The 25,054-nt window shown below is 67.0% G+C and carries 23 protein-coding genes and 1 tRNA gene; 18 read left to right on the forward strand and 6 right to left on the reverse strand.

The features are described from left to right. Nucleotides 1–9 precede the first annotated feature (9 nt). The gene (locus ASE61_RS05335) at nt 10–1,458 is read left to right on the forward strand and encodes a sensor histidine kinase (protein WP_061965274.1); all 1,449 of its coding nucleotides are present in this window, start codon (nt 10–12) and stop codon (nt 1,456–1,458) included. A gap of 14 nt (nt 1,459–1,472) precedes the next feature. On the opposite strand, the gene ASE61_RS05340 is transcribed toward ASE61_RS05335, so the two are convergent. Then, complete coding sequence (locus ASE61_RS05340; protein ID WP_061965276.1) at nt 1,473–2,102, reverse strand: helix-turn-helix transcriptional regulator; 630 nt, start codon at nt 2,100–2,102, stop codon at nt 1,473–1,475. Between the two features lie 167 nt (nt 2,103–2,269). On the opposite strand from ASE61_RS05340, the gene ASE61_RS05345 reads away from it, so the two are divergent. Both ASE61_RS05345 and ASE61_RS05350 read left to right on the forward strand, forming a co-directional pair. Further along, nucleotides 2,270–2,614 (forward strand): DUF952 domain-containing protein, encoded by a 345-nt coding sequence (locus tag ASE61_RS05345; protein ID WP_061965278.1) that lies wholly within the window; start codon nt 2,270–2,272, stop codon nt 2,612–2,614. Then, nucleotides 2,611–3,699, forward strand: coding sequence for a quinone-dependent dihydroorotate dehydrogenase (locus tag ASE61_RS05350; RefSeq protein WP_061965280.1), 1,089 nt, complete (start codon nt 2,611–2,613; stop codon nt 3,697–3,699). The genes ASE61_RS05345 and ASE61_RS05350 overlap by 4 nt, the downstream gene beginning before the upstream one ends. Before the next feature lie 3 nt (nt 3,700–3,702). On the opposite strand, the gene ASE61_RS05355 is transcribed toward ASE61_RS05350, so the two are convergent. The 3 genes from ASE61_RS05355 to ASE61_RS05365 form a co-directional block, all read right to left on the reverse strand. Next, entirely contained in the window at nt 3,703–3,957 is a 255-nt protein-coding gene (locus ASE61_RS05355; RefSeq protein ID WP_244492708.1) for a DUF6460 domain-containing protein, read from the reverse strand. 104 nt (nt 3,958–4,061) lie between these two features. Continuing rightward, nucleotides 4,062–4,742, reverse strand: a complete 681-nt coding sequence (locus ASE61_RS05360) for a response regulator transcription factor (protein ID WP_061965284.1) — start codon at nt 4,740–4,742, stop codon at nt 4,062–4,064. Nucleotides 4,743–4,889: 147 nt separating this feature from the next. Beyond that, nucleotides 4,890–6,527, reverse strand: a complete 1,638-nt coding sequence (locus ASE61_RS05365; protein ID WP_061965286.1) for a cisplatin damage response ATP-dependent DNA ligase — start codon at nt 6,525–6,527, stop codon at nt 4,890–4,892. 113 nt (nt 6,528–6,640) lie between these two features. Between ASE61_RS05365 and ASE61_RS05370 the strand changes: the two genes are divergently transcribed. Then, nucleotides 6,641–7,411, forward strand: coding sequence for an SGNH/GDSL hydrolase family protein (locus tag ASE61_RS05370; protein WP_061965288.1), 771 nt, complete (start codon nt 6,641–6,643; stop codon nt 7,409–7,411). Between the two features lie 7 nt (nt 7,412–7,418). Here the strand turns inward: ASE61_RS05370 and ASE61_RS05375 are convergent, their stop codons facing one another. Beyond that, nucleotides 7,419–8,447 (reverse strand): ligase-associated DNA damage response exonuclease, encoded by a 1,029-nt coding sequence (locus ASE61_RS05375; protein ID WP_320409854.1) that lies wholly within the window; start codon nt 8,445–8,447, stop codon nt 7,419–7,421. A gap of 179 nt (nt 8,448–8,626) precedes the next feature. Here ASE61_RS05375 and ASE61_RS05380 point away from each other — a divergent pair, with 179 nt between their 5' ends. Further along, complete coding sequence (locus tag ASE61_RS05380) at nt 8,627–9,565, forward strand: methyltransferase domain-containing protein (protein ID WP_061965290.1); 939 nt, start codon at nt 8,627–8,629, stop codon at nt 9,563–9,565. A 35-nt stretch (nt 9,566–9,600) separates the two neighbouring features. On the opposite strand, the gene ASE61_RS05385 is transcribed toward ASE61_RS05380, so the two are convergent. Beyond that, entirely contained in the window at nt 9,601–10,266 is a 666-nt protein-coding gene (locus ASE61_RS05385; RefSeq protein ID WP_061965655.1) for a class I SAM-dependent methyltransferase, read from the reverse strand. Between the two features lie 165 nt (nt 10,267–10,431). Here ASE61_RS05385 and ASE61_RS05390 point away from each other — a divergent pair, with 165 nt between their 5' ends. From ASE61_RS05390 to ASE61_RS27375, 13 genes are all read left to right on the forward strand, one after another. Next, nucleotides 10,432–12,918 (forward strand): ligase-associated DNA damage response DEXH box helicase, encoded by a 2,487-nt coding sequence (locus ASE61_RS05390; protein WP_061965292.1) that lies wholly within the window; start codon nt 10,432–10,434, stop codon nt 12,916–12,918. Nucleotides 12,919–12,932: 14 nt separating this feature from the next. Continuing rightward, nucleotides 12,933–13,634 carry a ligase-associated DNA damage response endonuclease PdeM gene (gene pdeM / locus ASE61_RS05395; protein ID WP_061965294.1) on the forward strand — a complete coding sequence of 234 codons (702 nt, stop codon included), beginning with the start codon at nt 12,933–12,935 and terminating at the stop codon, nt 13,632–13,634. Nucleotides 13,635–13,745: 111 nt separating this feature from the next. After that, nucleotides 13,746–13,820, forward strand: a tRNA-Thr gene (locus tag ASE61_RS05400). Between the two features lie 289 nt (nt 13,821–14,109). Further along, the gene (locus ASE61_RS05405) at nt 14,110–15,633 is read left to right on the forward strand and encodes an ABC transporter substrate-binding protein (RefSeq protein WP_061965296.1); all 1,524 of its coding nucleotides are present in this window, start codon (nt 14,110–14,112) and stop codon (nt 15,631–15,633) included. After that, nucleotides 15,630–16,547 carry an ABC transporter permease gene (locus tag ASE61_RS05410; protein WP_061965298.1) on the forward strand — a complete coding sequence of 306 codons (918 nt, stop codon included), beginning with the start codon at nt 15,630–15,632 and terminating at the stop codon, nt 16,545–16,547. The genes ASE61_RS05405 and ASE61_RS05410 overlap by 4 nt, the downstream gene beginning before the upstream one ends. Before the next feature lie 57 nt (nt 16,548–16,604). Continuing rightward, a complete protein-coding gene (locus tag ASE61_RS05415; protein WP_244492710.1) occupies nt 16,605–17,453 on the forward strand; it encodes an ABC transporter permease in 849 nt (282 codons plus the stop codon). Nucleotides 17,454–17,490: 37 nt separating this feature from the next. Further along, on the forward strand, nt 17,491–18,813 hold the full coding sequence (locus tag ASE61_RS05420; protein WP_082617121.1) for an LLM class flavin-dependent oxidoreductase: 1,323 nt from the start codon (nt 17,491–17,493) through the stop codon (nt 18,811–18,813). 394 nt (nt 18,814–19,207) lie between these two features. Beyond that, nucleotides 19,208–19,834 carry a GNAT family N-acetyltransferase gene (locus ASE61_RS05425; RefSeq protein WP_061965302.1) on the forward strand — a complete coding sequence of 209 codons (627 nt, stop codon included), beginning with the start codon at nt 19,208–19,210 and terminating at the stop codon, nt 19,832–19,834. Between the two features lie 77 nt (nt 19,835–19,911). Beyond that, nucleotides 19,912–20,679 (forward strand): flavin reductase family protein, encoded by a 768-nt coding sequence (locus ASE61_RS05430; protein WP_244492711.1) that lies wholly within the window; start codon nt 19,912–19,914, stop codon nt 20,677–20,679. A gap of 14 nt (nt 20,680–20,693) precedes the next feature. Then, nucleotides 20,694–21,692 (forward strand): MsnO8 family LLM class oxidoreductase, encoded by a 999-nt coding sequence (locus ASE61_RS05435; RefSeq protein ID WP_061965306.1) that lies wholly within the window; start codon nt 20,694–20,696, stop codon nt 21,690–21,692. 19 nt (nt 21,693–21,711) lie between these two features. Further along, nucleotides 21,712–23,070, forward strand: coding sequence for an LLM class flavin-dependent oxidoreductase (locus ASE61_RS05440; protein ID WP_061965308.1), 1,359 nt, complete (start codon nt 21,712–21,714; stop codon nt 23,068–23,070). An 11-nt stretch (nt 23,071–23,081) separates the two neighbouring features. Further along, complete coding sequence (locus ASE61_RS26310; protein WP_156406984.1) at nt 23,082–23,222, forward strand: hypothetical protein; 141 nt, start codon at nt 23,082–23,084, stop codon at nt 23,220–23,222. 30 nt (nt 23,223–23,252) lie between these two features. Then, nucleotides 23,253–25,031, forward strand: a complete 1,779-nt coding sequence (locus ASE61_RS27375; RefSeq protein WP_082617128.1) for an amino acid ABC transporter permease/ATP-binding protein — start codon at nt 23,253–23,255, stop codon at nt 25,029–25,031. Nucleotides 25,032–25,054: the final 23 nt, after the last annotated feature.

Raw genomic sequence — 25,054 nt, forward strand, 5'->3', positions numbered from 1 at the left:
TCGCTGACGATGCATGCGCCCAAGCCAACCCTGTCGGTCAGCCAGCCGCGCGGCCTCACGCGCCTCGGCCTTTCGGCCAAGCTGCTGCTCGTCACCGTGCTCTTCGTCATGCTGGCGGAGGTGCTGATCTATCTGCCCTCCATCGCGAACTTCCGCCGCAACTGGCTGCATGACCGGATCGCCGCCGCCCAGGTCGCCGCGCTGGTGCTGGAAGGCGCCCCGGAGGACGGCCTGCCCGAGGGCAGCGAGAACCGCCTGCTGATGGGCGTCGGAGCCCGCGCGATCGCGGCGCGCGTCGGCGGCGCACGCCGGCTGCTCAGCCTCGACTCGATGCCGCCGCCGGAGGTTTCCCGCTCGATCGACCTGCGCAGCCTCGACTGGATGAATGCGATCAAGGAGGCGCTCGCCGTCCTCGTCGCACCCGCGACCATGCCGATCCGCGTGGTCGGCGAAGCCGTCGGCGGCGCCGATTTCGTCGAGATCGTCATCGACGAGGCGCCGCTGCGCCGGGCGATGCTGAAATTCTCGTGGAGCCTGCTGCTGATCTCGCTGCTGATCACCGGCCTGACGGCGCTTGCCGTCTATATCGCGCTCAATGCGCTGATCATCGGGCCGATCCGGCATCTGGCGGCCAATGTCATGGAGTTCGAGGCCGATCCCGAGAACCCGCGGCGGATCATCGAGCCCTCCCTGCGCGCCGACGAGATCGGCGAGGCGGAACGCGCGCTCGCCCGCATGGAAGCCACGCTCGCCGACGAGTTGCGCACCAAGAAGCACCTCGCCGAGCTCGGCCTCGCCGTCTCGAAGATCAATCACGACCTGCGCAACATGCTGGCGGCGGCGCAGTTGATGTCCGACCAGCTGATCGAGACCCGCGACGCCAAGATCCGCCGCTTCGCACCGCGCCTGATCGCGACGTTGGGGCGCGCCATCGACTTCTGCCAGGCCACCCTCGCCTATGGCCGCGCGGCCGAGGCCACGCCTGCGATCCGCGATGTCCCGTTGCGGCAGCTCGTCGCCGAGCAGGCGGAGATGCTCGGCCTCGGCGACGGCAAGCAGCCACGCTTCGAGAACCGGGTTCCGCCCGAACTGTCGGCGCCCTGCGATCCCGACCAGATGGCGCGCGTGTTGACGAATCTGATGCGCAACTCGGTCCAGGCGCTGACGCGGGCCGGGGCGGAGCCCGGCGACCTGCCGGTGCTGACGGTGACGGGCGGGCCGGAGAACGGCTCGGTGGCTTTGCGCATCATCGACAACGGCCCCGGCGTGCCGGAGCGGGCGCGGGCCAATCTGTTCCAGGCCTTCCGGGGCTCGGTGACACCCGGCGGGACCGGCCTCGGCCTTGCGGTCGCGGCCGAGCTGGTCCGGCTCCATGGCGGCTCGATCACGCTCGAGCCATCCGATGCCGGCGCGGTCTTCGCGGTGATGCTGCCGACCCGGCGCGCCAACGGGCACTGACGGATCATCTCCGCCTACTGGCTTGCCCAGATCACCCGCGCCATGAAGGCGATCTCGGCGAGGTTCAGCACGCGGTCGGCATGCTCCGGGTTGAGCGAGGCGAGCTCGATCGTCTTGGCGGTCTGGCGCCTGAGCTGCTTGGCCAGCACCTCGCCCTCCACCGTCTTGACCACGACCCGATCGCCGCGCCGAACCGTCGCGGTCGGCGAGACGATGATGGTGTCGCCGTCGCGGTAGAGCGGCAGCATCGAATCACCGGAGATTTCCAGCGCATAGGCCTTCTCGTCGGCGACCCCGGGAAAGGCGACCTCCTCCCAGCCCGTGCCAACCGGAAAACCGCCATCGTCGAAGAAGCCGCCCGAGCCCGCCTGGGCGAAACCGATCAGCGGGATCGTCCGGGCAGGCGCGGGATCGCGGCGCAGCACCACGCTCATGAACTCGTCGAAGGAGGCGCCGGTCGCGGCCAGGATCTTGGAGATCGATTCGGTCGAGGGCCAGCGCTCGCGCCCGTCGGGGGCGACGCGCTTGGAGCGGTTGAAGGTGGTGGCGTCGAGCCCGGCCTTGCGCGCCAGCCCCGAGGCAGTGAAGCCGTAACGCTGGGCCAGCGTGTCGATCGCCCCCCAGATCTGGTCATGTGACAGCATCGCTGAGGGCCTCGCTTCGCTCTTGCCGTTCGGCGGGGATTGAAGATAGGAAATATCCCCTATCGGATAAGATTTCAATCCGAATCTTGCCGCAATCCGACAGCGACTTGCGGAATCCTCCTGCCAGCGTTTAAGCCGGTGCCCGACATGCGCGCGCGAGACCTCCGGTGCCCCTGATATACAAGATATGCCCTGCCGCGCTCTGGTCCGAGGCGGAGGCCAAGGGCCGCTTCGACGGCGCCCCGGTCGACCTCGCCGACGGCTACATCCATTTCTCCACGGGTGCCCAGGTCGCCGAGACCGCAGCGAAGCATTTCGTCGGGCAGGACGGGCTCCTGCTCATCGCCATCGACGATGAGCGGCTGGGCCCGGCCCTGCGCTACGAGCCCTCGCGCGGCGGGGCGCTCTTTCCGCATCTCTACGCCCCGCTCGATCCGAAGGCGGTTCGCTGGGTCGCTCCCATGCCGCTGACACGCGACGGCAGCCACGCCATTCCGGAGACGCTCGCATGATCGGCGGCCTGTTCAACCTCGCCCGGCCGCTGATCCACCGCATGGATGCGGAGACGGCCCATCGCCTGACCGTCGCGGCGCTGGCCGCGGCGCCTGCCCTGAGGCCAGGTGCCGACGACCCCGTGCTCGCGACCGAGGCCTTCGGGCTCTCCTTCCCCAATCCGGTCGGCCTCGCCGCCGGCTTCGACAAGCATGCGGAAGCGGTCGACGGCGCACTGGGCCTGGGCTTCGGCTTCGTCGAGATCGGCGGCGTGACGCCGCTGCCGCAGCCCGGCAACCCGCGCCCGCGCGTCTTCCGGCTGCTCGAGGACGAGGCCGTGATCAACCGCTACGGCCTCAACAGCGAGGGCATGGAGGCCGTCGCGAAGCGGCTCGAAGCCCGGCGGGGACGCGGCGGGCTCGTCGGCGTCAATCTCGGGGCCAACAAGGATTCCGCCGACCGTGCCGCCGACTATGCCACGCTGGCGCGCCGGCTGGCACCACATGCCGATTTCCTGACGATCAACGTCTCCTCGCCGAACACGCCGGGCCTGCGCGACCTGCAGGCGGAAAGCGCGCTCGACGACCTCGTGGCGCGCACACTCGCCGCGCGGGACGAGGCGACAGCCGGCGGCAAGCGCACGCCGGTCCTCGTCAAGGTCGCGCCGGACCTGACCCTGCCAGAGCTCGACGGCATGATCGCGGTCGCACGCAAGCGCAGCATCGATGGCCTGATCGTCTCGAACACCACGGTCACGCGCCCGCTGACCCTGCGCAGCACCAGCAAGGCCGAGACGGGCGGGCTCTCCGGCAAGCCGCTCTTCACCGCCTCGACCCGCATCCTGGCCGAGGCCTTCCTGCGCGTCGAAGGGCAGTTCCCGCTGATCGGCGTCGGCGGAGTCGATTCGGCCGAGACCGCCTTCGCCAAGATCCGGGCTGGGGCTACGCTGGTGCAGTTCTATTCGGCGATGGTGTTCAAGGGGCCGGGCCTCGCCAAAGAGATCAAGGCAGGGCTCGCCGCCCAGGCGCGCCGCGCCGGCCTGACGCGCCTGACGGCCCTGATCGGGCGCGATGCGGCTGCGATCGCGCGCGGAGAAGGGCTGTAAGGTCTATTTTCGCGCTGCGAAGAGCCGCATCAGCAGCCAGAGCGGCACGACGATCAGGGCGCCGGCGATCAGCCACTGCGCGACCTCGCGCACCGCGCCGAAGCCGAGCCCGGTGATCGAGCGCAGGAAGCGCGCGGCCGCCTCGTAGAGATTCTGCGGGGACAGGCCGAGGAAAGCCATTGCCGCGCCGACCAGCAGCGAAATGAAGATCAGGCGGACGAGGACGCTAAGGGGCGAGCCGCCGAGAAACCGTTCCATGGAAGCAATCGTCATCCTGTTGCGCCCCCTGTCGTTCCGGGGGCGCTTCTGTGCTGTCTTAACCTGAAATCCACCGCGCTTGAACGGCGTCTGAACGGATTGCCTCAGGCCGTGGCCGAGGCGCCCGCCGTCGCCCAGGCGGTGCCGGCGATCTTCGAGGCTGCGATTACGGCCTGCGTGCGGCTGTCGACATCGAGCTTGGTCAGGATCGCCGAGACATGGGCCTTCACCGTCGCCTCGGAGACGCCGAGCTCATAGGCGATCTGCTTGTTGAGGAGCCCTTCCGACAGCATCATCAGCACGCGCACCTGCTGCGGCGTCAGTGTCGACATGCGGCGGACCATGTCGGCGATCTCGGCATCGACCGGGGCGGAGAGATCGACGCCCGGCGGGGTCCAGACCCCGCCGTCGAGCACGGCGCGGATCGCCTCGCCCATTTGCGCGACGTCCGCGGTCTTGGGCAGGAAGCCGAGCGCGCCAAACTCGATGCAGCGGCGAATCACCGCCGGGTCGTCATTGGCGGAGACGACGATGACCGGGATCTCCGGATGGTCCGCCCGCAGGAAGAGCAGGCCGGAAAAGCCCTGAACACCCGGCATGGTGAGATCAAGCAGGACGAGATCGGCATCACCGCCGCTGGCCAGTGCCTCGGTCAGGGCCTCGAGCGAGCCGACTTCACTGACCTCGGCACCGCCGATGGCGCTCGACACGGCCTGGCGGAGCGCGCCGCGAAACAGCGGATGATCGTCCGCGATGACGATCCGCGTCGAAGGCTGCTTGCTCATCGCCCCACTCCTTAAAGCCTGCACCGTCCCCCGCCCGAAACCGCGTTATCCGCTTCGGGCCGATGCATTCGTCCGACCCGGGCATTTTGCCCCAGGCCGGCCGCGCATCACAAGCACCGCAAGCGCAAGGCTGCAACCCATTCCGGCTCAACCATTGGTCGGCAACAGCGCTTCGAGCACCTCGATATGGTCGGCTTCACCAGGCGGCTTGTCCCAGCGGATGCGGTTGATCCGGGGAAAACGCATGGCGAGGCCGGATTTATGCCGGGTCGAACGCTGCAAACCTTCGAAGGCGACCTCGAAGACGAGGCCCGACTGCGCGTCATGCGTGACCTCGCGCACCGGGCCGAAACGGTTCAGCGTGTTCTTGCGGACATATTTGTCGATCTCGATCAGCTCCTCGTCGGTGAAGCCGAAATAGGCCTTGCCGACCGGCACGAGTTCCTCCCCGCCATCCTCGCCGACGCGCCAGACACCGAAGGTGTAGTCCGAATAGAACGAGGAGCGCTTGCCGTGGCCGCGCTGGGCATACATCAGCACACAGTCGACGAGCCGGGCATCGCGCTTCCATTTCCACCAATAGCCCTTGGGGCGGCCAGGCAGATAGGGCGAATCGCGGCGCTTGATCATGCAGCCTTCGACCGCTTCCGCATCGGCGCCTGCCCCCGCACCGGCCGGATCGGCACGGGCGGCCGTCAGTTCCTCCCAGGAGGCGAAGGGGATGACCGGCGAGAGATCGAAGCGGATGCTGGCGAGGCGCGACAGGAAGGCCTCCAAACGCTGGCGCCGCTCCTCCAGCGGCAAGTGCCGGATATCTTCCTCGCCATCGACGAGCAGGTCATAGACGCGGATATGAGCGGGGAATTCGCCCAGCATCTTGGCGGTGACGGTCTTGCGGTTGAGCCTTTGCTGCAGCGTGTTGAAGCTCTGCACGGCGCTCTCGCGCATCACCAGCAACTCGCCGTCGAGTGCGCCGTCCACCGTGAGTTCCTCGACGAGATCGGGGAAGGCAGCGGCGATATCCTCGCCGGTGCGGGAATAAAGGCGGGTCACGCGCATGCCGTCGGCCTTGCGCCCGCTGACGGCCTGGACGCGGATGCCGTCCCATTTCCATTCGGCGGAGAATTCGGCCGGATCGAGCTTGTCGAAATCGCCGTCCTCGATCGGGTGCGAGAGCATGACCGGGCGGAAAGGCGCGGGATCGCGTGCCTCGGGCCGCGCGCCCTTGCCCTCCAGCCAGGCGAAGAGCTCGGCATAGGGCGGCTCCAGCCCGTGCCAGACCTGCTCGACCTCGTCGGGCGGCACGCCGCCGAGGCTGGCGGCGGCCGTCTTGGCGAGCCGGGCCGAGACGCCGATGCGCAGCGCGCCTGTGATGAGCTTGAGCAGCGCCCAGCGGCCGGTCTCGTCGAGCGCATCGAGCCAGCCGGCGACGAGGCGCGGCAGGTCGGTCTTGCCGGCCTCGCGCAGTCTCTCGACCACCTCCGGCAGATGCGGCACTGCGTTGGCGCCATGCCGCGCCGGCCACATCAGCGCGACCGTCTCGGAGAGATCGCCGACATAGTCATAGGACAGCGCGAAGAGCACGGGGTCGGCGCGCTCGGCGATCAGCGCGCGGATCAATCCGGCCTTGGCATTGCGGAACACCAGTCCGCCCGTCATCGCCGCCAGCGCATAGCCGCGATCCGGGTCGGGCGTGGTGCGCAAGTAATCGGCGATCAGTGCGATCTTGGCGTTGCGGCGCGGCTCATAGGCCAGGCGATCGAGCAGCCAGGCGAAGCGGTTCATGCTGTCGCCCCCGCGCCACAGTGCCTGGGTTCGTTCCTGTTGCACCGCATCGTTCAGATACCGTTCATGAAGCAAACCTTAACGGCAGCAGAGTAGCTGGGAGAGAGACGCCGATGCGTGCCGCGATGCGGTTCCTTGCCTTGCCTGTCATCGCTGCAACGCTTTCGGTCGGAGCCACCGCGCAGGCGGCGAGCTTCTCCTGCCGCGAGACGCCGATCGTGCGCTCGAACGCCGCGCTCGCGCCGCTCTCCGCCAAGGTCTCGCAGGGCCAGCCGCTCGCCATCCTCGCCATCGGCTCGTCCTCGACCGAAGGCATCGGCGCCAGCGCCAAGGACAGGACCTATCCCGCCCGCCTCCAGGCGCTGCTCGGCAAGGCGTGGCCCAAGTCCCAGGTCGAGATCGTCAATGCCGGCATCGGCGGCGAGACTGCCCCGCAGACGCTCACGCGGCTGAAGACCGCGCTTGCCGCGCGTTCCTATGATCTCGTGATCTGGCAGGTCGGCACCAATGATGCCGTCAAGGGCGGCGATCTCGACGCCTTCAAGGCGATGGTCGGCGAAGGCATTTCGCTCGTCCGCGAAGCCGGCCCGGCGCTCGCCATCCTCGACCCGCAGTATTTCCCCTCGGTGCGCGATCCACAGCGCTACGGCCGATATGTCGAGGCCGTCGGCGACGTCGCCCGGCGCGAGGCCGTTCCGGTCTTCGGCCGCTATGACGCGATGCGCGAATGGCACCGCAGCGATGCCGAAGCCTTCAAGGCCGCGCTCTGGACCGACGGTTTCCACATGAGCGATGCGGGCTATGACTGCCTCGCCCGCGACATGGCCAACGCCATGGTCGGCATGGCCGCGCCATCGCGCCCGGTCGTCGCCGCCTCGCGCTGATCGGAACCTAGACGGCGGCCGCATCGGCAGCCTCCTCAACCGGATCGGCCTCGCCCTCGTCGCCATAGCCGACCAGGTGCAACGGCTTGGCCTTGAGGCCGGCCGTGCCGCACCAATGGACGAGCGCGTCGGCCTCGCCATGGGTGACCCAGATCTCGCCCGCCTGAACCTCCCTGATCGTCGCGAGCAGGTCGTCCCAATCGGCATGGTCGGAGATGACGAGCGGCAGTTCGACGCCCTTCTGGCGCGCCCGCGCCCTGATCCGCATCCAACCCGAGGCGAAGGCCGTGACCGGATCGGGAAAGCGGCGCGCCCACAGATCCTGCGCCGCGCTCGGCGGGCAGATGACGATCTCGCCGCCCAGCGTCTTGCGATCGGTCTCGGCGACCAGCCTGATCTCACCGAGCGGAATGCCCTCGGCTTCGTAGAAGGCGGTGATCTTCTCGACGGCGCCGTGGATATAGATCGGCCTGTTGTAGCCGGCCTCGCGGATCAGGGCCATGACGCGCTGCGCCTTGCCCAGTGAATAGGCGCCGACGATATGCGTCCGCTCCGGGAAGAGCCTGACGGATTCAAGCAGCTTGGCCACCTCCCCCGATGCCGGCGGATGGCGGAAGACCGGCAGGCCGAAGGTCGCCTCGGTGATGAAGATATCGCAAGGCATGGGCTCGAAACCGGCGCAGGTCGGGTCGCGCTCGCGCTTGTAGTCGCCTGAGGCGACGATCCGCAGGCCGCGGCTCTCGACCGCGATCTGGGCGGAGCCGAGGACATGGCCCGCCGGCACGAAGGTGAAATCGACCTCGCCGATGCGGATTGCCTCGCCGGGCACCGCGACCTGTTGCGAGCCGGTGAAGCCTTCGCCGTAGCGTAGCGCCATGATCGCCAACGTCTCGCGTGTCGCCAGCACAGCACCATGGCCGGCGCGGGCATGGTCGGAATGGCCATGGGTGATCAGCGCCCGTGCCACCGGGCGAACGGGATCGATATGGATGTCGGCAGGCGGGCAATAGAGCCCGGCCGGCGTCGGCAGCAGCAATTCGGAGGGGCGCCAGCGGGCGCTTTGTCTGGCCAGCGTCAGATTCCCCCGTGCAGCGTGGCGAGGCGGACGAATGGCCGCCAACCACCCGAAATTGGCATTGGACTGCTTCGAAAGGCGAATTTCGCTTCGCGTTGCGTTACTCTAGACCCGCTTCCCCCACCTCCGAGGATTCGCCCATGCATTTCGCCAGCTCCGGCGACCCGGTGCTCGACCGCCGCTACGGCCGAGCCAAAGCGGCGCTGGAAGACGGCGATCCACAAACCGCGGTGGACATCCTCGACCAAACCGTCGCGCAAGCCTATCACTTCACGGCGGCCTGGCATCTCTATGGGCTGGCGCAGGAAGCGCTCGGCCACAAAGAGGACGCCGCCACCGCCTGGCGGCAATGCCTCGACCTCGATCCCAACGACCATTTCGGCGCGCGGCTCGATCTCGCCCGCATCGGCGCCTTGCCGGCCGAGCAGGCGACCTCGGAGAATTTCTCCGGCGCGCTTTTCGACGCCTATGCCGACCGCTTCGACAGCCATTTGACCGAAATCCTGCAATACAACGCGCCCGACCTGCTGAAGGCGGCGCTCGTCCGCTGCTGCAGCAACGCCGGCCGGCCCTTCCGGTTCGACATCGTCTACGACCTCGGCTGCGGCACCGGATTGATGGGCGAGGCGATCCACGAGCAGAGCGGCTTCATCGCCGGCTGCGATCTCTCGCCACGCATGATCGAGCGGGCGCGCACCAAGCTCGCGCCGGATGGCACGCCGCTCTACGACAAGCTCGCCGTCACCGGCCTGACGAGCTTCCTCTCCAGCCGGCCGGACGCCTCCGCCGATCTCGTCGTCGCGGCCGATGTCTTCGTCTATCTCGGCGAGCTCGCGCCCTGCTTCGCCCAGAGCGCGCGCGTGCTGGAACCGGACGGGCTCCTGGCCTTCACGGTGCAGAGCCATGACGGCGAAGGCGTCGTGGTGGGTGATGACAGGCGGTTCGCGCATGCGGAAGGCTGGCTACGAGAGCGGCTCCTGGAAGCCGGGCTCATTCCCGTACTCGTCGAACCCGCCAGCACGCGGCAGGATCGCGGCACCCCCGTGCCGGGGCTGCTGGTCGTGGCGGAGAAGCGGTGAGGATGCCCGCCCGGGGTCGATAACCAAAGCCGCTGTCAGGCGTAAGCGACCCAGCCACGGAACGCGAATCCTGCATAAAAGAGGCTGATTTCGCTAAAGCCAGCCTCATATAAAAGCTGCTGGTCGTCTTCGGGCGAAAGGATGGGTAGACGTTCCGCGACCGCATCTTGCGCCTTCCTGGCATGCGAAGGCTCGATCCCGGATGAAATCGCAAAGGCGGCAACCCGAGACATCCACAGATCGACCTCGTCTTGCGGGATGCTGTAATGGGCAACAACGAATGGAGCGCCGGGTTTCAGCCGCCTGCGGACCTCTCGAAGCGTGCGCAAGCGCTCTTCCCGCTCGATGAAGTGAAGCGTCAGAATGCAGGCTCCCGCGTCGAACGGCCCCGCCGGCGCGATATCGATGAACCCTTGGTGAAACGAGGCCCGCGCGGCTAGCTCTCCGAGCGTCAATCGCGCCAAGTCCAGCATCGGAGCAGACGGATCGACCGCGACGAAGCTCCAGCCGGGCTTCGCCGTGGCGAAGACCTTCATCTCGAGGCCTCCGCCCGCACCGAGAACCAGGACCTCCGCGTCGTCTGGTGCGCGCTCTGCGATAAGAAGCATGGCCATGCGTTGCATGTCCGCAAAACCGGGCACCATCCGAGGTGGGTTCTCCGCATAACGTGCGGCAAGTTGGGGGTCGGCGAATGCGTCCATAATCGTGGATAGGACACGAGATAGCGCCCCGCAATATCTCCATTGGGTCGCCAGCAGGCATTCCGGCCTCTCGAAGCGAACCAGCCTGCAGCCCGCGACCAACCAAAGCCCTACCCTTCTCATTCCCCTTTCGTTCTCCCTCATCACCCCCTATCTTCGGCCGGCATGGCCGCTCCCTCCCCGCTCCCTCCCGCCTTCGAGGCCTGGTTTTCCGGGCGCGGCTGGAGCGTGCGGCCGCATCAGCTCGCGTTGCTGGAGGAAGCCCGCGCCGGGCGCTCGACGCTGCTGGTCGCGCCGACCGGTGCCGGCAAGACGCTCGCCGGCTTCCTGCCCTCGCTGGTGGAGCTGGCCGAGCGCAAGAGCCGGCATGACGGGCTGCATACGCTCTATATCTCGCCGCTGAAGGCGCTCGCCGTCGACATTGCCCGCAATCTCGAAGCGCCCGTGCACGAGATGGCACTGCCGATCACGATCGAGACCCGCACCGGCGACACCTCCGCCGCCAAGCGCACGCGCCAGATCCAGCGCCCGCCCGATATCCTGCTGACGACGCCGGAACAGCTCGCGCTACTGGTCTCGCATCGCGACGCCGCGCCGTTCTTCTCCAATTTGCGCCGGATCGTGCTCGACGAATTGCATGCGCTGGTCACCTCGAAGCGCGGCGACCTGCTGGCGCTCGATCTTGCACGGTTGAAGGCGCTGGCGCCGCAGGTCTCGGCCGTCGGCCTCTCGGCGACGGTGCGCGAGCCGGCCGATCTCCAGCGCTATCTCGGCGGCGCCGGGACGCCGGCGGGGCTCGTCACGGTCGCGGGCGGGGCCAAGCCGCGCATCGGCATCCTCGACACCGAACGGCGCCTGCCCATCGCAGGCCACACGACCCTGCATGCGATGGCCGAGGTCTATCAGGCCATCCGCACGCACAAGCTGACATTGGTCTTCGTCAACACGCGGATGCAGGCGGAGTTCGCCTTCCAGGCCTTGTGGAACCTGAACGACGACAACCTGCCGATCGCGCTACATCACGGCTCGCTCGACGCCCAGCAGCGCCGCAAGGTCGAGGCTGCCATGGCGGATGGGCGGCTGAAGGCCGTGGTCTGCACCGCGACGCTGGATCTCGGCATCGACTGGGGCGATGTCGACCTCGTCGTCAACCTCGGCGCTCCGAAGGGCGCGAGCCGGCTGATCCAGCGCATCGGCCGCTCCAACCACCGCATGGACGAGCCCTCGGAGGCGCTGCTGGTGCCGTCCAACCGATTCGAGCTCTTGGAGTGCCGCGCCGCGCTCGAAGCCGTCCATGAGGCCGCGCAGGACACCCCGCCACCGCGCATCGGCGCGCTCGACGTTCTCGCCCAGCATGTGCTCGGCGTCGCATGTTCCGATGGGTTCGAAGCCGATGCGCTCTATGAGGAGGTCCGCACCGCCTCCCCTTACGCCGATCTTACCCGCGAAGACTTCGATGCCGTCGTCAATTTCGTCGCGACCGGCGGCTATGCGCTGAAGAGCTATGAGCGCTTCGCCAAGCTCAGGCAAGACAAGGCCGGCCTCTGGCGCGCCAGCAACGCCCGCGTGATCCAGCAATACCGCATGAATGTCGGCACCATCGTCGAGGCGACGATGCTGAAGGTCCGGCTCGGCCGGGCGCGCGCCGGCAGGCCGGGCCAGCCCGGCATGATCACGCGCGGCGGGCGCGTGCTCGGCGAGATCGAGGAATATTTCGCCGAGACCATGGTGGCGGGCGATACCTTCGTCTTCGCCGGCGAGGTCCTGCGCTTCGAGGGCATCGTCGAGAACGAGGCGGTCTGCTCGCGCGCATCGCCCGGCACCGATCCCAAGATTCCCTCCTATGACGGCGGCAAGTTCCCGCTCTCGACCTTCCTCGCGGCGCGCGTGCGTGCGATCCTGGCCTCGCCCAGCCTCTGGCATACGCTGCCGGAGGAGGTCTCGGCCTGGCTGGATGCGCAGAAGCGGATATCGCGACTGCCACAGCCGGGTGAACTCCTGGTCGAGACTTTTCCACGCGGCGGGCGCTTCTATCTCGCAGCCTACCCGTTCGAGGGACGCCTCGCCCACCAGACGCTCGGCATGCTGCTGACGCGCCGGCTGGAGCGCGCCCGAATGCGCCCGCTCGGCTTCGTCTGCAACGATTACGGCATGGCCTGCTGGACGCTGGGTGACATGACGGCCGCGATCGCACGCGGCGCGCTTAATCTCGACGACTTGTTCGCGCAGGACATGCTCGGCGACGATCTGGAAGACTGGATGGCGGAATCGGCGCTGATGAAGCGCACCTTCCGTTCCTGCGCCATCATCGGCGGATTGATCGAGCGGCGCTTCCCCGGCCAGGAGAAGAGCGGCCGGCAGGTGACGATTTCGACCGATCTGGTCTACGACGTGCTGCGCCGGCACGAGCCCGACCATATCCTGCTCAAGGCCGCGCGAGCGGACGCGGCAACCGGCCTGCTCGACATTCGCCGGCTTGGTGAGATGCTGACACGGATCAGCGGCCGAATCGTGCATCAGCCGCTCGACCATGTCTCGCCGCTCTCCGTCTCAGTCATGCTCGAGATCGGGCGCGAGGCGGTCTATGGCGAGGCGGCGGACGAGATCCTGGCGGAAGCAGAGGCGATGCTGACGGAAGAGGCGATGGCGTGACGGCTGCAGCGGCAATGCTGGCCAAGCGACAGGGAGAGACGAACGAGGCCTTCATGCTGGGCCGGCTCGCGCTCGTGCCCGATCTCTCGGGCGCGCTCTGGTTGCCGGAGGAGCGCACGCTCGTCGTCGCGGACCTGCATCTGGAAAAGGGCTCCGCCTATGCGGCGCGCGGCGTGATGCTGCCGCCCTATGATTCCACTGCAACGCTCGTGGCGCTTGGCCACGCGATCCGACGCCACCAGCCGGCCCGCGTGATCGCGCTCGGCGATTCCTTCCACGACCGCGATGCCGAAAACCGCCTTGCGCCCGAGACACGAGCCACGCTCAGCCTGATGCAGCAGGGCCGCGACTGGCTCTGGATCACCGGGAACCACGACCCTGCGATCAGCCGCGCCATGGGCGGCGAGAGTGCCGCGGAGGTCGTGCTTGCCGGCGTAATCCTGCGCCACGAGCCGGCCGCCTCCGAAGACGGCTACGAGATCGCCGGCCACCTGCACCCGGCCGCCAAGGTCAGGATGCGCGGGCGCGCGATCCGGCGGCGCTGTTTCGCGATGTCGGCGCGGCGTTGCGTGATGCCGGCGATGGGCGCCTATGCCGGCGGCCTCAACCTGCGCGACGCCGCTTTCCGGCCGCTGTTCCGCGAAGGCTTGAGCGCCCATCTGCTTGGCGACGGCCGGCTCTTCCGGATCGATCCACGGTTATTGCTGCCGGATTGAGAGAGCGGGTTGCGTCCGTCACAAGGTTGTGGCATCAGGGCGCCGCTTCGGAACGACGCCAGCGCACGCAACCGCCTCAGAGCGACCGCGAACGCTTCGGCCGCCGGACCTGCTGCGGTAGCTCAGTGGTAGAGCACTCCATTGGTAATGGAGAGGTCGCGAGTTCAATCCTCGCTCGCAGCACCAGCCATTCTCCCGATAGCCGATTATTTTCCAGCGATGTCGGGAGAGACGCGCTGTTTCCGCAGCCGACCAGGCCGTCGTCGAGAAGGACCGGCTTTCTCTCCCGACCGTCTCCCCTCGCCCGATAAGGCTATTGAAATGGTCTGACCCACGGCGGGCGGGAGAATAAAACTGTCGCGCGGCAGCTGAGCCGGAAAGCATCGCTTTCCAATCACGTCGATGTTCGGAGGCCTTTTCCAGGCGGAGGACGCTAATCCTAGAGGACGACAACCTTGCAAGAGACGCGCTCCGCATGCCCCTGTTTCGTCCTACATATTGGTCCGGCTTCATCCTCTCGGCAGGCCTGGCCCTCGCCAGCATGGCGGGCGCCGCTGCGGCGCAGACCCTGACCATCGCGCAGGGCAACGACATCCTGTCGCTCGACCCGGCCAATCACGGCAACAACAGTACCGAGTCGGCGCTCATCAATATCTACGAGTACCTGGTCGACAAGGATTTCAGCCAGGGCCAGCTGCGCTTCACACCCCGTCTCGCGCGCTCCTGGAGCACGGAAGACAACATCCGCTGGACCTTCAAACTGCGCGACGACGTGCTCTGGCACAATGGCGATCGCTTTACTGCGTCAGACGTGAAGTTCACCATCGAGCGGGCCCAGCAAGACAAGAAGCTGATCAACGCCTCGAAGTTCCGTCGCATCAAATCGGTCGAGGCGCCCGACGACACGACGGTGGTGATCGAGACAGACAGGCCCGACACGCTGCTGCTGCATTATTTCGTCGGCAACGGCGCGGGCATCCTGCCCAAGGCCGCCTTCGAGAAGGCCGGCGGGAAGGAGGAGTTCTTCAAGAAGCCGGTCGGCACCGGCCCCTATGTCTTCGAACAGTGGATCAAGTCCGACCAGGTCATCCTGAGCCGGAACCCGCGCTGGTGGGGCGGCACGCCGAAATGGGACAAGGTGGTGATCCGCTCGATCCCCGAGACCACCACCCGCGTCGCCGAACTGCTGACCGGCGGCGTCGATATTGCCGTCAACATCCCGCCCGAGGACATCGCCCGGCTGAACGACAACAAGGGCACCCGCGCCATCACCTTCGACATCGCGCGCAACATCGCCCTGCATGTGCGCACCGGCAAGGACCGCGTCACCGGCGATCCGAAGCTGCGCGAGGCGATCGACCTCGCCATCGACCGCGATGCCATCGTGAAGCAGGTGCTGGAAGGGCATGGCAAGCCGACCCGCGGCTTCTTCCCGCCCGCCATCCCGGGCTTCGCGCCGGACCTCAACACGAATATCCGCTTCGACCCTGAACGCGCCAGGGCGCTGCTGAAAGAGGCCGGGTTCGATGGCCGCAAGCGCCCCGCGATCAAGATCAGCACGCCCAGCGGTCGCTATGTGAAGGATCGCGAGATCGTCGAGGCCGTGGGAGGCTATCTGGAGGATGTCGGCTTCCGGGTGCAGGTCGAGGTGCTCGACTGGACAGTCTACAACAGCAGGCTTGCCGGCGACGGCTTCGGGGAACTCTATCTCTGGGGCATGGGCTCCTACACGGACGCTTCTTCGATCTTCGTGCAGGACTTCAAGCGCCATTACGACTGGTCGGACCCTGCCTTCGAAGACCTGGCGAAGAAAGCCGGCAACGCGAAGACGGAGGCGGAGCGCATCGCGCTCTCGCAGCAGGCGCAGAAGATCGTCGCCGAGCAGCGCGTGCGTATCGGTTTGCTGCTGCCGCAGTCGATCTACGGCGTCAGCGACCGCGTGGTCTATGACGGCCGCTTCGACGAGATGATCGCTGCGGAGGATGTCGGGCGGCCATGACCAAGCGCTCCCCGCTGCGGGCCCTGCTGCAATTCGTGCCCGTGCTCTACATCGTCTCGCTGGTGGTCTTCGTCCTGGTCTACCTCACCGGAGATCCCTCCGCCCTGCTGATCCCGGAGGACGCCAGCGAAGCGGACCGGCTCGCCCTCATCGCCGCCTGGGGCCTCGATCAGCCCTGGTACACGCAGTACCTGCACTACATGGCGAACATCCTCAGCGGGGATTTCGGGGTATCCTATCGCTATGGCAGCGATGCCCTGCCTGTGGTGCTGGAGCGTATCCCCGCCACGCTGACGCTGACAGCTGGCGGGCTTGTCGTCGCGATCCTGATTGCGCTGCCCACGGGCATCTTCGCCGCGCTGAGGCGCAACAGCTTCCCGGATTTCGCGATCTCGGCCGTGACGGTGCTGGGCAAGGCGATGCCGAATTTCTGGGTCGGGATCATGCTGATCCTCGTCTTCGGCGTCTGGCTGCGGCTGGTGCCGGTCTCGGGCAGTGGCGGCTTCGCGCATCTCATCCTCCCGGCGATTACGCTGGGGACGGGTTTCGCGGCGGAGCTGACCAAGCTGATCCGCTCCAGCTTGCTCGAGGTGATGGGGCAGGACTATGTCCGCACGGCCCGCGCCAAGGGCGTCCCCGAGACGCTGGTCGTGCTGCGCCACGGATTGCGCAACGCACTGATCCCGGCCCTGACGATGACCTCGCTGCACGCCATCGCCCTGCTTGGCGGGGCGCTCGTCACCGAGACCGTGTTCTCCTGGCCCGGCCTCGGCCAGCTTGTCGTGCAAGCGGTCTACGTCAAGGATATGGCCGTCATCCAGATCGCGGTCTTCGTCATCACCATCATGGCGCTCACGATCAACCTGGCGACAGATGCGCTCTATCGCCTGATCGACCCGCGCCTGCGGCACTGACCGGAGTTCCAGGCACATGACACCGTTATCGCTGCCGATCCCGCGCGAAACCAGATCGTGATTCCGCGCCTGGCGCGATCGCTCCTGTCGAACAAGGCGGGGGTCGCAGGATTGTTGATCGTCGCCATGATGGTGGCGGTAGCGCTCGCCGCCGACCAGTTGGCGCCGCTCGATCCGCTGCGACGCAACCTGTCGCTGAAGCTGATGCCGCCGGCCTGGCTGGAGGGCGGCGATCTGCGCCATCTTCTCGGAACCGACAGTCAGGGACGCGATCTGTTCAGCCGCATCCTTTTCGGCGCACGCACCTCTCTTGCAGTCGGTGTCGCCGCCGTGGCGCTGTCGAGCCTGATCGGGCTCGCGCTCGGTCTCGTCGCCGGCATGGCAGGCGGAAAGGTCGATCTCCTCATCATGCGGCTGATCGATGCGATGCTGGCAATCCCGACGATGCTCTTCATGCTGGTCGTGGCGCTCGTGGCGGGGACCGGGTTGCTGCCGCTCGTCGTGGTCATCGCCGCCACCAACTGGGTCGGCGCCGCGCGGATCGTCAGAGCCGATGTGCTCAGCGTGAAGGAGATGGACTATGTCGCCGCGGCACGCGCGCTGGGCGCCCGGCCGCTGGGGCTGTTGCTGCGCCATATCCTGCCCAACACGCTCTCCTCCTTCGTGGTGGTCTCGACGATGAATGTCGGAACGGTGATCCTGGCGGAATCGGCCCTGAGCTTTCTCGGCTTCGGCATTCAGCCGCCGGATATCTCCTGGGGCCAGATGCTCAGCGAGGGCCGGCAGTATCTCGCGACCAGCTGGTGGGTCGCGACCTTCCCTGGCATCGCGATCACACTGACCGTGCTCGGCGTGATCCTGCTCGGCGACTGGCTGCGGGACCATCTCGATCCGCGCCTCGACTGAGCGCATCTCCTTCCCGATATCGAAGCGACCCAGACCAATGACGATGCATCACCGCCATTCCGGCAAGCGCAAGCTCCATCTCGGCCTGTTCAACCAGCCGCTGGGGCGCCACCCCGCCGCCTGGCGTCGGGCCGAGGCGCAGGGACATCCGGAAGATATCGACTGGGCCATCCGGAACGCGCGCAAGGCCGAGGAAGGCCTGTTCGACATGTTCTTCGTGGCCGACAACCTGGCCGGCCCCGAGCCGGGCGCGCAAGGCAAGGCGGGCGGCCTCGAGCCGATCACCTTGCTTTCGGCGCTCGCGATCGCGACGTCGAAGATCGGGCTGGTCGGCACGATCTCGACCAGCTTTTCCGAGCCCTACAACATCGCCCGGCAACTGGCCTCGCTCGACCATATCAGCCGCGGACGCGTCGGCTGGAACGTGGTGACGACGCAATCCGACCGGTCGGCCGAGAACTTCAGCCTCTCCACGCTGCCCGACCACGCGGCCCGCTACGCCCGGGCCGGCGAGTTCGTGCAGGTGGTGCGCGGGCTCTGGGATAGCTGGGCCGAAGACGCGCTTGTGATGGAGCGCGAAAGCGGGCGGTTCCTCGATACCAGCCGGGTGCGTCTGCTGGAGCACAGGGGAGCGTTTTTCTCCGTGCGCGGGCCTCTCAACATCTCGCGCCCACCCCAGGGACATCCAGTGATCATTCAGGCCGGCTCGTCGCGCGACGGCATCGGACTCGCCGGGGCGCAAGCCGACCTCGCCTTCACTGCGCAGGACACGATCGACGACGCACGCGTCTACCGCCATGCCTTGGCGGAGGTAGCCAAGGCGGCCGGCCGTCCGACGCCGCCGATCCTTCCGGGCGTCATGCCGATCGTGGGCCGCACCGATGCCGAGGCGCGGGAGAAATTCACGGCGCTGCAGGAACATACCGACATTGCGGCCGGCATCAGGCAGCTCTCGGGTCGCTGGGGCTACGACCTGTCGACCCATCCGCTTGACGGCCCGGTGCCGGAGCCGGGAGAGCGCATCCATGGCGAGAGCCGGGTGCGCCTGTTGCTGAACAAGGCACGCGCCGAGAACTACACGCTGCGGGAACTCGCGGCCCTCGCCATCGCCTCGCATGGGCACCGTATCGTCATCGGCTCGCCCAAGACCATCGCCGACGATTTTCAGCGTTGGTTCGAGCAGGGCGGCGCTGACGGCTTCAACCTGATCCCCGCCTCCATGCCGGACGGGCTCGACGATTTCGTCGATCTGGTCGTGCCCGAACTGCAGGCGCGTGGGCTGTTCCGCGAACGCTATGAGGAGACGACCTTGCGGACGCGCTTCGCCCTCCCGATACCAAGCCTCGGCGCCTTCGCCTGACCCAAACGTGGAGGTGCGTCAGATCGATGTCCGATGGTGGCAGGCGCGATCGGTGCAAGGCCTCGTGATGAGGGCGGCCCATCTCGGCTGCGACCTGGTCGAGCGTGGCTCGCATCGACACTGCCGATCGACCAGGAACCGGTCGATGCCGCCCAAATCGTCTAACGGGGGCGCAGTTCGCTGAGGTAAACGCCAGAGACCCGCCCGTTCCCGCGACCGTAAGAGCAGGATATGTTCACCAATCCTCAGTTTTGCAAAAGGTAATTTTCAAATAACCGCGCTAGATTGGAACATCATACTTATTTTTTCTGCAGTATTGATTGGAGCAAATCCGCCGATACTCTGCTCTGACCGATAATGCACCGTAGCCAGCGCCATCTGCCGGAGCCTTTTCATGCCAGACCTGATCGTCAGGACCTCCCCACTAGATCCTCGTGCCGCAATCCTGGTCGAGGGGCTCATAGCGGAATATGACGGGCGCTACGGAGCCAATAGCCGCCCCGGCGGCGCACGCTCCGAGCTGATGCGCTATCCGGCGGAGGCCTTCGCGCCGCCGCTGGGCGAATTCATCCTCCTCCGTCGTGGCGACGAGACGATCGCCGGCGGCGCCTTCATGAGCCATGACGACGAGACCGTGGAGCTGAAGCGGATCTGGACGCGCGAGGATATGCGGCGGCAGGGCCTTGCCCGGCGGATCGTTGCTGCCCTGGAGGACTCCGCGGCAGCGCTAGGATATGTGCGGGCCTATCTCACGACCGGCTTCCGCCAGCCCGAGGCGACCAATCTGTATCGTTCGCTCGGCTATCGGCCCCTGTTCGACATGTCCGTCGAGCCAGAACTGTATCGGTCGCTGCCCTTCGAGAAATCCATCGGGGCTAGGGCGGGTGCAACACCGACAACGCCGATCCATCCGCCAGCCGCATCCTTCGCGGAGGCAAGTGCCCGGGTCGCAGCCATCAAGGCGGAGCAGGAGACCCGGATCGCCTTGCGGCTGGCTGCCCTGCGCTCTGACGCCGCGTGAAGTGAAATCGCGGTGCATGTTCGCCGCCCAGAAGGTAATCGATCTGCACCGGCCAGAATCTTTGCAAATCTGAACTCTTGATCGAAGCAGAGATGAACCCGACACTTGTGATGACGGGTCAATTTCGATCCGCACCAAGTTTTCCTCCATCCGATTATTGGGCCAACCCGTGTCTCTCTTCGGGCGGCTTGAGCGCGTTGCGTCCATTTCCTTGCGGCTCGCCCGCTTCAGCCTGTTCGGAGTATCCGATGACCATCGTGCCGCTCGCATCCCGCAAGATCGTCAGCAGCGCACCGCATCCGGAGCCGGCTTCGTCCGGACCGGTCTCCGTCGGCTCGTTCAGGGCGGCGATGCGCCAGCTTCCAGGCGGAGTGAGCGTTGTGACCAGCGGACGCGATGGCGGGCGGACCGGGCTGGTCGCGACATCCGTTTCGTCACTCTCGGCGGAACCACCGACCCTGATGTTCGGTCTCAACCTGGCATCTTCGACAGCGATGGTGCTGCGCCGGCAAGGTGCCTTCGCCGTCAACTTCCTGGCCGCCTCCCAGGCTGACGTTGCCGAGCGCTTCTCCGGCCGCCGCGGCGAGAAGGGCGAAGAGCGCTATGCCGGCGCGCACTGGAGCGAGGGCGTGACGGGCTCCGCCCTGCTTGATGGCGCGTTGGCCTCGCTGGATTGCGAGGTCGAGGAACTGATCGAGCGTCACACCCATGCGATCGTGATCGGCCGCATCCGCGAGATTCGCATCGGCCGGCAGCAACCAGCCCTGATCTACCGCGACGGGCGCTTCGAATCGTCGCTATCGCCGCAGCCATCGCTTCCTTCCGTCGGCCTTCGAGCCTTTTGAGCGCGAGCGGAGTCATGCCTTATAGCCTGAGCCTTCTCGACAAGAGTCCGATCCTGGACGGCGAGCCCGCCACCGACGCCATCCGCCGAAGCGTCGCGCTCGCACAGGCGGCCGAGCGACTGGGTTACGCGCGGTTCTGGCTGGCCGAGCATCACGGAGCCCCTGGGCTCGCCAGCAGCGCGCCGGAGATCCTGATCGCGCATCTTGCGGCCCGCACCCAGCGCATCAGGATCGGCAGCGGCGGCGTGCTGCTCGGCCATTACAGCCCCTATAAGGTGGCGGAGACCTTCAATCTGCTGGCAACCCTGGCGCCAGATCGCGTCGATCTCGGCATCGGCAAGGCACCTGGCGGGCTGCCTTTCTCGACGCGGGCGCTGCGAGCCCGCCAAGCCGAGGCAGCGCCCTTCGGCGAACTCCTGCGGGAACTGGACGGCTATCTGCTCGACCGAAGCAAGGCTTCGCCGGGTATCGACGCCGCCAAGGCCTTTCCAGCACCGCCCGCTCCGCCGGAGCGCTTCTTGCTGGGCGCCAGTGCCGAAAGTGCCGCGCTTGCCGCCGGACTGGGCTGGAGGCTCGTTTTCGCGGGCCAGCTCAACGGCGATCCCAAAGCGCTCGAAAGCAGCTTCGAGACTTACGCGAAATCCGGCGGCATCGGGACGCCGCTGCTGAGTGTCGCAGCGCTCGCGGCCCCGACTGCCGAAGAAGCGCGCAGCATCACCGATCAGCTCAGGGTCGTCCGGGTTTCGCTGGCGGACGGCCAGAGCGTCAATCTCGGCAGCGAGGAACAGGCCGCGGAGTTCGCGCGGCAGGCCGGCGCAACGGATTTCAGAGCCGAGATCCGCAGGCCGCATGTCCTGTCCGGCACGGCCGAGGATGTTCGCCGGGAACTGGACGCCCTGCACGCGCGCTTCGGCGTCTCGGAATTCATCATCGACACCCCCGTCGCGGCGACGCGGCTTCGCGCCACATCGGTCAGCCTGCTGGCCGGTGAAGCGCCTGCTCTCGCCGCTTGATCGTCAAAGGAGACTCGCCATGGCCCAGACACCGCCGCGCAAGACCCGCCTGACCTTCGGGGTGATGCTGCAGGGCGCCGGGAGCCACATGAATTCCTGGCGGCACCCGGCGAATCCGGCCGATGCCAGCGTCAATCTGGACTTCTTCATCGCCAATGCCCGCAAGGCCGAGGAGAACGGCATCGCCTTCGCTTTCGTGGCCGACGGGCTCTACATCAACGAGAAGTCGATCCCGCATTTCCTCAACCGCTTCGAGCCTCTGACGATCCTGTCGGCGCTGGCGACGACGACGCGCAAGCTCGGGCTCGTCGGCACGGTCTCGACATCCTATAGCGACCCTTTCACCATCGCCCGGCAGTTCGCCTCGCTGGACCTGATCAGCGGCGGCCGCGCCGGCTGGAACGCAGTGACCTCACCGTTGGAGGGCTCGGGCCGCAACTACAGCCGGCCGCACCCCGAACATTCCCTGCGCTACGAGATCGCGCAGGAATATCTCGATGTCGCCAAGGGGCTCTGGGATTCCTGGGATGACGACGCCTTCGTTCGCGACCGGCAGAGCGGGCGCTTCTTCGACCGCGAGAAGCTGCATACGCTGGGCCACAAGGGCCGCTTCTTCCAGGTGGAGGGACCGCTGAATATACAGCGCTCGGCGCAGGGACAGCCCGTGCTCTTCCAGGCCGGCGCCTCGGAAGCCGGAATAGGCCTGGCCGGCCGGCATGCCGATGCGGTCTTCGCCAATCATGTGCCGCTCGAGGATGCCCAGGCCCTCTACCGCAGCATCAAGACCAGCGCGCTCGCCCATGGCCGCAGTGCCGACGACGTCAAGGTATTCCCTGGCGCCGGCCCCATCGTCGGGCGCACTCATGCCGAAGCGGAAGAAAAATATCAGGCGATCCGCAATCTCGTCTCGATCGACGAGGCGCTGGCCTATCTCGGCCGCTATTTCGACCATCACGACTTCACGGCCTATCCGCTCGATGCGCCCTTCCCGGAGCTCGGCGAAATCGGCAAGAACAGTTTCCGCTCCACCACCGACCGCATCAAGCGCAACGCCGCGCTGAACCATCAGACGCTGCGCGAGGCCGCGCTGGAGGCGGCGACGCCGCGCACGGATCTGATCGGCACGGCGGAGGAGATCGCCGATGTGCTGATCGGGCGCGTCGAGAAGCAGGCAGCCGACGGCTTCGTGCTCGGTTTTCCGGTCTTGGGCCAGGGCCTTTCCGACTTCGTCGAGCTGGTCATCCCGGTGCTGGAGGAGCGTGGCGTTTATGACCGCTCGCTGCCGGGCACGACGTTGCGCGACCACCTCGGACTGCCCCGCAAGACGAGCCGCTACGTCGATGCCGGCGCGGGCGAGCAGGCGCGCAGGGCCGGCTGAGGCGAGCGGCGATGACCATCCGCATCGCAGCTCGGGCCAAGGCGTTCGATCCGGAAAGCTATCGGATCCAGCCCTTCGAAAACCGCCTGCCACCCGCCCTCGCCTCGCCGGCGAAGCAGCCGGATACCCGTCCGCAGCTGCGGACGGGCTGACGCACCGACATCCATCACACGAGCCAGATCATGACCCTCGCCAGCGATCTTGCGGGCCTGCCCGCGCGCGCCCAGACGGCACCGTATGTCGGTGATTTCAGCCGGTTCCGGATCGTGCCCGCGCGCTATCCGGCCCGTACCATCGGCACCATCTTCGCCGCCCTGGTGATCTTCGCGGTGCTGAACTCCGTGTTCTCCAACCCGCGTTGGGGCTGGGACGTCTTTGCGGAATGGTTCTTCTCGGAGCCGGTCCTGGCCGGCCTTGGTCGCACGCTGCTGCTGACGCTCGCGGGCACCGCGCTCGGTTTCCTGTTCGGGACGCTGCTCGCCCTGGCGCGGGTCTCGGGCTCGCCGCTGCTGGCCTCCCTGTCCTTCGCCTATGTCTGGCTGTTCCGCTCGGTGCCGCTGATCGTCCTGCTGCTGATCCTGAACAACCTCGGCTATCTCTACAGCACTGTCTGGCTCGGCGTTCCGTTCACCGACATCACCTTCGCTACCTGGTCGACGACGCAGCTGATCACGCCTTTCTTCGCGGCGGTGCTGGGGCTGACCCTGCATGCGGCGGCCTTCTCCTCGGAAATCGTGCGCGGCGGCATCCTCTCGGTCGATCAGGGGCAGCACGAGGCCGCGGCCGCACTCGGCCTGCCGCAACGACGGCAGTTCACCCGCATCGTGCTGCCGCAGGCGATGCGGACGATCCTGCCGAACGGCTTCAACGAGATCATCTCGCTGACGAAGGGCACCAGTCAGGTCTATATCCTGGCGCTGCCCGAGCTGTTCTACACCATCCAGATCATCTACCGGCGCAATCTCGAGGTCATCCCGTTGCTGATGGTGGCGACGGTCTGGTACCTCGTGATCCTCAGCGTGCTGTCCTTCGTGCAGCACCATATCGAGCGGCATTATTCGCGCGGCGCCTTGCGTAATCCGCCGGCTTCCGCGCTGACGCAAGCGTTCGCATGGCTCAGGCGGCATGTGCCGGCGGGTCGCGCTCCCGGTGACGAGCATGTTGCCCTGGCCCCGTCACCATCCGCTGCTGCGACCCGCCCCGGCGGTGAGATCAGGATCGGCGGCGTCTCGAAGAGCTTCGGCCCGCTCACAGTCCTCGACAATGTCAGCCTCACCCTGCGATCCGGCAGCGTCACCGCGATCATCGGGCAATCGGGCTCCGGCAAGTCCACGCTGTTGCGCGCGATCAACCATCTCGAGCGCGCCGACCAGGGCTTCATCACCATCGACGGCGCGCTGATCGGCTATCGCCAGGACGGTGACACGCTCTACGAGCTTAAGGAACGCGAGATCCTGAAGCGCCGCGTCGATGTCGGCATGGTCTTCCAGAACTTCAACCTGTTCCCGCACCTCACGGCCATCGAGAACATCGTCGAGGCGCCGGTCTCGGTGCGCGGAATTCCTCGCGTGCACGCGCTTGCGGAGGCGCGAAATCTGCTCGCGCGTGTCGGCCTCGCCGACAAGGCCGGCGCCTATCCGCGCCAGCTGTCCGGGGGCCAGCAGCAGCGTGTGGCCATCGCCCGCGCGCTGGCCCTGAAGCCCAAGGTGCTGCTGTTCGACGAACCCACCTCGGCGCTCGACCCCGAACTCGTCAACGAGGTGCTGGACGTCATCAAGGAACTCGCCCGCTCGGGCACGACGCTGGTGATCGTCACCCACGAGATCGGCTTCGCCCGCGAGGTCGCCGACGAGGTGGTGTTCATGGAAGCCGGCCGCATCGTCGAAGCCGGCCCGCCGGCCCGTGTCCTCGGCACGCCCGACCACTCCCGCACCCGCGAATTCCTGGCCAAGGTCCTGTGACCGCTCACTCCCGGAGAAAGCAC

The organism is Allobosea sp. Root670, from assembly GCF_001429415.1.
Taxonomy (GTDB): Bacteria; Pseudomonadota; Alphaproteobacteria; order Rhizobiales; family Beijerinckiaceae; genus Allobosea; species Allobosea robiniae.